2 protein-coding genes are annotated in these 2,990 nt (G+C 43.2%); one reads left to right on the forward strand and one right to left on the reverse strand.

Annotation, left to right across the window (positions count from 1 at the left end; translation table 11 throughout):
- Positions 1–128 precede the first annotated feature (128 nt).
- The gene (locus tag VB732_RS03465) at positions 129–1,229 is read left to right on the forward strand and encodes an AI-2E family transporter (protein ID WP_323229442.1); all 1,101 of its coding nucleotides are present in this window, start codon (positions 129–131) and stop codon (positions 1,227–1,229) included.
- A 160-nt stretch (positions 1,230–1,389) separates the two neighbouring features.
- Here VB732_RS03465 and aroF read toward each other — a convergent pair whose 3' ends face one another.
- Positions 1,390–2,259, reverse strand: a complete 870-nt coding sequence (gene aroF, locus VB732_RS03470) for a 3-deoxy-7-phosphoheptulonate synthase (protein ID WP_323229444.1) — start codon at positions 2,257–2,259, stop codon at positions 1,390–1,392.
- Between the last annotated feature and the right edge of the window lie 731 nt (positions 2,260–2,990).

A 2,990-nucleotide genomic window follows, 5' to 3' on the forward strand; every position in this document is an offset into this window, starting at 1 on the left:
CTCCCTGCTCCCTGCTCCCTGCCCCCTACTCCCTGCTCCCTGCCCCCTGCCCCCTGCCCCCCGCTTCTCCCCCACTCCCGCTCCCTAGAAGCCAAAATAAAGTTATAACTCTTGTGGAGTCATCACTAATGCAATCAGCAAACAAACTGCCGCGATGGTTAACTATAGGATTGGCGTTTCCGATTATTATTCTCAACGGTTGGCTATTGCTTCAAGTTGTGCAGTATTTCCAACCCTTGATCAGTATTATTGCCGCCGCCATCCTACTGGCTTTTGTGTTGAACTATCCAATCCAGTTTTTGCAAGAACAAGGGGTAAAACGTAACCTAGCGATCGCAGGAGTCTTGCTTTTTACTCTAGTGATTTTAGTAGCTTTAGGCGTTACCTTGGTTCCCCTAATTATCCAACAGCTTGTTGAGCTAGCCAATATTTTGCCCAGTTGGATTGATTCTGGTACTCAGCAGCTACAAACTTTCCAAGATTGGGCGTTAAGTCAACAACAGCTTCCCATTAATTTAAGTGGTTTATTTACCCAAGTTCTTGAGCGATTATCTAACCAACTTCAGTCTTTCACTGGTAGAATTCTTGGTTTTGCTGTCGATACCATCGGTATTGTTTTAAACGTGTTGCTGGCGGTAGTGTTGACTATCTATCTCATATTAAACGGCGAGCGTCTTTGGGACGGAGTATTTCAATGGTTTCCCAATAACATTGGGTTAAGATTGCGGGAATTATTGCGAGAGGATTTTCACAATTACTTTATTGGTCAAGCAACATTGGGAGCCGTATTAGGGGTAACAATTACATTGGTGTTTTTGGCGTTGCAAGTTCCCTTAGCTTTACTTTTTGGCATCGGAATTGGTTTGTTTTCTCTCTTTCCTTTTGGTACGGGAGTAGGTATTGCTATAGTAAGCCTTTTAGTGGCATTGCAAAACTTTTGGTTAGGAGTTGAAGTTTTAGGTGTAGCTGTTGCAATCGACCAAGTTAACTCTAATTTTATTGCACCTCGAATTTTGGGTAACTTGACTGGTTTAAATCCCGTCTGGGTGGTGATTTCTTTGCTATTGGGCGCAAAGTTAGGAGGAGTGCTAGGTTTGTTAATTGCGATTCCCATTGCCAGTTTTATCAAAGACACAACAGATAGCTGGCGGGCTGGAGAGTTTAATAAGATAGATGATATCGTGTCAGAACCTGTTACTGTCAAAAGTGAAGCAGGAGCTTATAGTTAAAATTCAATACTCAAATAAGTCCTTAATAATTTTAAGCAACTTACGCCTAGCGTTTTGTAATAAAGGCGAACCTTACAAATTATATTCGTAGGTAACTGCTATGCTCCGATTACAAAGGCGATCGCTGTTTGTCGTTCAAGCGATCGCCCTCAACTGGAATCTAAGCAGCACAAAAAATTGGGGCAGGTGACAAACCCGCCCCAGTATCTGATATTCTGCGTCCAACAGCTGTTGCTACAGGCTTTAAGCTATCAACTAAACGCACCATATCTTCTAAAGAGAGTGCTTGACGGGCATCAGAAACAGATTTTTCTGGTTCTGGATGACATTCAATAATTAATCCATCTGCACCGCAAGCGATCGCAGCCCTAGCCACAGGCGCTACCAACTCTCGCTTCCCGACAGCATGGGAAGGATCTACAATCACAGGCAGGTGAGTTATTTGCTTGAGTGCTGCTACAGCCCCTAAATCTAGGACATTACGAGTGTAATCATCAAAGCTGCGGATACCTCTTTCGCACAACACCACATCGGGATTCCCGTGGCTAAGAATATATTCAGCAGCCATGACGAATTCTTCAATAGTCGCTGCTAAACCACGTTTGAGCAGTATTGGCTTACCAGCTTGTCCTAAAGCTTTGAGTAAGTCGAAGTTTTGCATATTGCGGCTACCAATCTGAAGCATATCAGCGTGGGCGGCGACAACTTCGATTTGGGAAATTGACATCACCTCAGTGATCACTGGCATCAGGTAATGCGATCGCACTCTTGCCAAAATCCTCAATCCATCTTCACCCATACCTTGGAAAGCGTAGGGAGACGTGCGGGGCTTGTAGACACCGCCACGCAATCCCTGTACAGATGCAGTAGATAGCTTTTGAGCGACTATCTCCATTTGTTCTAAGCTTTCAACAGTGCAGGGGCCGCCAATAATTACTAGTTCTTCGCCCCCAAAGGCGACTTTTTCGGAAATTTTAACGATTGTCTGATGATTCGGATGAGATTGTGCGGCAAGTTTGGCATTAATCATGATGTAATTCTCCTGAAAATTAAGTATTGGGCACTATTTTGCAATCACAAAAAAGCCCGGAACCTTTAGAAGAGTTCCGGGCGCGTTCTGATTCATCAACATGACGCTACTTACCCGGAACTTACTCTGGGCCAAAAGTAAAAGCTATAAAACCAGTTACTCAAATAAGTCATGATGATGAAATTCTCCTTAAAACAACAAAAACCGCAGAGTTTCGCTCTGCGGTTCACCGGGTGGTTTCCATTAGGAAACTTAATTCACTCCCGGTGAACCACCCTAAACCAAAAATAAAAGTAGGAATTTGAGTTAAGCATTTGTGGGGCTTTTGCTGGAAAATTTAATAGATATACCTGTTTAAGGTAACATAACAGGAAGAGTAGGCGGTGTCAAGACCTCAACAAACTATAAAAAAGCGATAGACTCAGTATAAATGTAGGAGTAAAAATCAGCGTTGTAGGTACAATAATCTGCCTTAAGCTGCTTCGCATCTATACAAATTGTCCTTAAGACAGATGTACTTTTTAAAATAATTTATATTTATTTGGTCTTTCCAGCGAATGTGTAACTTCCAAAAATATATACAGCAGTTTGCTTTTTAAGTGAGATACAAAATGCAAAGCTCACACATCTCACACATCAGACATTAATAATAAAATTTCTATTTCCTGCCCCCTGCCCCCTGCTCCCTGCCTCCTGCCCCCTGCTCCCTGCCCCCTGCTCCCTGCCCCCTG

The sequence above is a fragment of the Nostoc sp. UHCC 0252 genome (assembly GCF_034931145.1).
Lineage (GTDB): Bacteria > Cyanobacteriota > Cyanobacteriia > Cyanobacteriales > Nostocaceae > Nostoc.

What these genes read in the sequence shown, in the direction of transcription:
- VB732_RS03465 (WP_323229442.1), top strand. Translation starts at nt 129, where the DNA reads ATGCAATCAGCAAACAAACTGCCGCGATGGTTAACTATAGGATTGGCG.
- aroF (WP_323229444.1), bottom strand. Translation starts at nt 2,259, where the DNA reads ATGATTAATGCCAAACTTGCCGCACAATCTCATCCGAATCATCAGACA.